4 protein-coding genes are annotated in these 4,367 nt (G+C 60.7%); all 4 read right to left on the bottom strand.

All coding sequences use genetic code 11. From position 1 onward, the window contains the following. Window positions 1-124: 124 nt before the first annotated feature. The gene (locus AC5SSZ_RS17175) at window positions 125-520 is read right to left on the bottom strand and encodes a helix-turn-helix domain-containing protein (RefSeq protein WP_495439033.1); all 396 of its coding nucleotides are present in this window, start codon (window positions 518-520) and stop codon (window positions 125-127) included. Further along, entirely contained in the window at window positions 517-1,476 is a 960-nt protein-coding gene (locus tag AC5SSZ_RS17180) for a replication initiation protein (protein WP_495439035.1), read from the bottom strand. Before AC5SSZ_RS17180 ends, AC5SSZ_RS17175 begins: the two co-directional genes overlap by 4 nt. 343 nt (window positions 1,477-1,819) lie before the next feature. Further along, window positions 1,820-3,109, bottom strand: coding sequence for a plasmid recombination protein (locus AC5SSZ_RS17185; protein ID WP_495439037.1), 1,290 nt, complete (start codon window positions 3,107-3,109; stop codon window positions 1,820-1,822). Window positions 3,110-3,363: 254 nt separating this feature from the next. Beyond that, window positions 3,364-4,367 (bottom strand): hypothetical protein (locus tag AC5SSZ_RS17190; protein WP_495439039.1); only part of this gene is annotated, 1,004 nt, incomplete at its 5' end.

Here is a 4,367-nt window from a genome sequence, read left to right on the forward strand (position 1 = left end):
CGGGACGGTTCCAAAGACCTCAAGATCGTCTTGCATGGGGTCTGATGCCGGAGGGGCCGAATCCTACGCTAAGGCGAAGTTTTGGCCGAATTTCGCTGCAGCATCCTATAGGCGGTTGGCCTTGTCATCTTCGCCATAGCCACCAGCTCCGGCGCTTCGGTGGCGCGGCCAGCAAGGCGGTTGCTTGTTGCTTCCATGCGTCCCGGTCGGCCCGCACTTCGTCCAGAGCTTCGCGCTCCCGGTCGAGCGCCGCTCGTAGCGCGGCATTCTCAGCTTCCAGAGTGGCGGTTCTAACTTGTTCCGTTGACGGTGCCGCACTGACCCATTCGGAACCTAATTGGGTTCTGATGTGGAACGCCCGCGCCAGTTCTGCCCGGTCTATAGAATAGCTGCCATCATCACGGCGTACCGCGCTCAATTTCCCTGATTTTATAGCTCTATTGATCGTGGACTTGCTCTTGCCCGCGATCTTCGCTGCCTGTGTCAGAGAGAGTTCCGACGTGGTTCCGCCCTCCGTCATTTGCGCAGTTCCGAGTGTTCGGCAAAAGCTTCACGGGCAATGTCAGCCTCTCGGCGTTGTGCCGTGAATATCTTGCCGCCCGGGCCTTCTGTGCGCAGGAAGCGGCCCACACGATCCGCCCATTCCTCCCGTTCGGCATTGCGGAGCTTGCCCCACCACGTCAGCGCGGGGTCGGCCTGCTCCTCGCCCTCGATGATTGGCGGAGCGTCGCTCGATGCCTGCTCCTTGCGTCGGGCCGCGCTGTGGCGCTCATTCTCGGAAACGGTCTCGGTGGCCTCGTGCGGGTCTTTCCATTGCCAGTCGAAGCGGACAGCGGCGACCGATCGACCTGATTTCACGGGGGTCATCTTCACACGCACCGTCCCGTAGTCATTGATTGCCTCAACGGCAGGAGTGAGAACCCACCTCTTGAATTGATACCAATCTTCATAGGTTCTTTTCTCATCAACCCCGAGCAGGCCGCGTAGGTTGTCTAGGCTCCACTGGGCGTAGGGATCGCGCTGGCGCTTGCGGTCGGCGAGAAGGGCGTAGAGGCGGCGGGCGTGAGGTGGCAGGCGATGCGCCGCCGTGGTCTCGATCTTCACAAAGTTTCCGGGGCTGCGCAGGGCATGGACGCCGGCGGGCGGAATCAGGATGCGGGCTTTGCTACCGCCTTCAGTGATGTGCCATTCCGCCACCAGAACCGCCCCCCATTCATCGCCCCGGTGCTGGCCCGTCAGTTTGAGGCCTGTCATCCGCTCAAGGCACTCACGCAGCCAGACATTGTCCGGGCGGGCTGACGGGCCGCGCAGGCGTGTGGTGGGGATCGTCAGCCAGACCGAGTTCGGCACATTGGCGGGGACACGCTCCTCATCGAGGACGGCAGCAATCTCCCACAGCGCGGAGACCATGGCCGGGGTGAGCGGCTTTTCTGCGCGAAGGGCAAGGGCGGCAGATGACACGGCGATTTGTTCCATTACCGGAGATTATTTTCCAATGAAACTCCGGTCAATACACTCCGGCGACCCCTCCGGCGTCTCCGGTCATACACTCCGGCGTCTCCGGTCATACACTCCGGCGTCTCCGGTTTTACCCTCCGGCGTCTCCGGTTTTACCCTCCGGCGTCTCCGGTTTTAGCCTACAGTGTCAGTGTCCAGTGTCAGGGGAAGGAACTGACACTGACACTGACACTGGACACTGACGGGACACGAAAAGGATTCTGGTGGCGCGGTAGCGCCCAGAAACCTGAGGTCTGAGCTTCTGGCTAATGTCTAATTGCTGAGAGTGAGCCAGTGCGCCGTGCCGCCGGCCTCCTCTGCCTCAAAACCCTGGCCCCTCCTCGATCTCGTCTGGCGGGACTTCATCGAAGAACGCCTGCTGTTCTGGCTCTGGTAGTGCCTCGACCTTGCCCCGGACATCTCCCCACCATCGCGCCACCCGCTCCAGGGCCGGTAGCAGATGTTGCCAGAGAGGCTTGAGGGACTCAGCCGATGGAGAGCCCTCCCCGACTTTCCACTTTCCTTGATCGTTTTGGTACAGCTTCCCAGCAATCACCGCTGCGGCCGCCTGAGCGGCCACTGAGGCGGCTTCATTGATCGCGGCTACCCTACCCGCCTCCAGGCTCTTCACGCGCCTCTCAGCCGCCTCTGCGCGGCTCTCCGCGCCTTTCTGTGCCTCTAGTGCCTGATCCCGCGCCACTTCGGCAGCTGTCTTTGCCGCCTCGATGCTTTCCAGGCGCTCCTCCAGAGCCGTGATCTGGGCCTCCAGACCTTTGACCTTCCCCTCAGCCTCTGACACCCGCCGCTCGTAGGTCGTGGCGTTTTTCAGAGCTTTTTCTGCGCGATCCTCGTCTTGCTCGGCCGTCGCCCTGGCCTTTTCGGCCCGGACCTCGTTTTTCCGGATTTTTTCTTTGAGATCGGCAAGCTCCTGGCGCTTTTCCTCGATCTCGAAGGGCAGGTCGGTGTGAAGCTTTGCCACGGACCGGTTCACGAGCTCATGAGGGGCCGCTCCAGCCTCTGCGCGGGCTTTGCGGGCCCTCCCCCGCTCCAGATCTGGCATGAAGGCCTGTAGGGTCTCATGGAGGGCCGTCTGGAGGTCCCTGAGGACCCCGCGCCCCATGCGGGTGGACAGGGGCTGTCCGTCGAGGTCATAGCCGCAGAGGCTGAAATGCGCGTGCCTGGCGGTCTCATCGAGATGGAGGACCAGCCCGGACACCGTGGTCCTCAGATCGGCTGCCATGCGCTCTACAGCGGCTCTCAGGGCCTTCTCCTGCCCATCCGGACCCAGAGCCTCGAACATCGCCTGCGCTTCGACCCCGAACCCGATGATCCCAACGACGGCGATGCCGGCGTTGCTCTTCATGGCCCGTTGGGTGTCCCGTTGCGCGCGGCGGTCCTTGGCGAGCCTCTTGAGCTCAGCCGTGGTCATCGGCTGGATGAAGACCGGATTGGGCTCGGGAGGGTCGGGATTGACGTAGCCCGGTTGCGCCCCGATGCGCAGATCGTGGCGGCGCTGGTTGGCGTATCCTTGCGCGTCCCGGATCTCAACGCGGACCATGGCGGCCCTGGAGTTTGCTTTGCGCTGATCGTCGTTGAGGTGTGTGAGGGTCATGATGGAAACTCCTGTTTCCATCCAGATCGCCGAAGGTCGTGAAAAACCCAAATTTGCGGGTTAGGGTCCTTCGCGCGTGGAGAGGATAGCCCCCGTAAGGTCTAACCTACTAGGGAATAACGATGTTATTCCCTATCCGGCGAAGAGGGATGCTGCGCCCCTCTTTCGAAACTCCCAACCGAAGGGATAGGCCCCTTTCGAAACCCCGCCTGCGCACTGCGTTTGCCTTGGTCCCGGACAGGGTCCGGGACGGCTTATAGCCCGGACGACGCCTGTCCGGACAGGCCGACGATGCCTTGGACGGCCGCGTCGACACCGGACACGATCATGCCGGTGTTCACAGCGCCAAGGGCCGTGGTGGACAGGTTGCCGATCGAGCCGTTCACCGCCGTCAGCGTATTGTTGATCGACCCGTTAATCGCACCGGCGTTGCTTGCGACGTTGATCACAATCGCCCCTGTATCCGCGGATCCGCCGATCTGGGTCATGACAGCCGCGATCGCGCGCGTGGTCGATGTGCTGGCCTCATCTACAGCCGAGTTCACCCCGAGGATGATGTCGCCCGTGTTTACCGCACCCAGACCTGTCGTGGACATGTCACCCAGATCAACCGTCGGTACGACGAATTCCGTCGCCGTTACAGCCCCCGCGATAGCCTCAGCCGTCGCATCCCCAACACCAGAAAGGATGTTCGTGATCGATGCATTGATGTCGGGCGAAAAACCCGGGATGGTACTTTCCACCTCAACCATGACTAAAGTATCATCCATTCCAGGCCCGAACGAATGAACTACTGTTTCAGGAGTCGAGAAAACAAAATTACCGGGGCTTGTTTCATAAGCGTAATAAGAATCTGGCAAATTCAAATCCGTGGGACTCGTTATTATCATAATCTCGGCAAAGTCCTCGGGATCTCTAAAATAAAGCGTGCCCGTCCCAGGGTCGACTGTTAGAGAGCCGTCTGCATTGACTATAATGCTAGATCCTCCCATAGCCAGCAAAACAGTTCCAACGTCAGTTCCATCACCAGCCGTGAAGGTGGTCCCGATATCATCAACCGTAATAGCCGTCCTGTCCAAATGCCATAAAGCAGCGCTACCTGGGGCGTTAGAAATATCTGCGGGGACAAGTTCTGTCGTTGTCGACGACGCAAGGCCCACATTCTCTGCGATGTTAGCGTAGGTTCCATTGACCTGGGCAAGGCTGGAAGTCCCATCGATCTGCCCGAGCACGCGTTCGAGGACTGACTGAGCCAAAG

This window comes from Phaeobacter sp. CC-HEC084, from assembly GCF_059429255.1.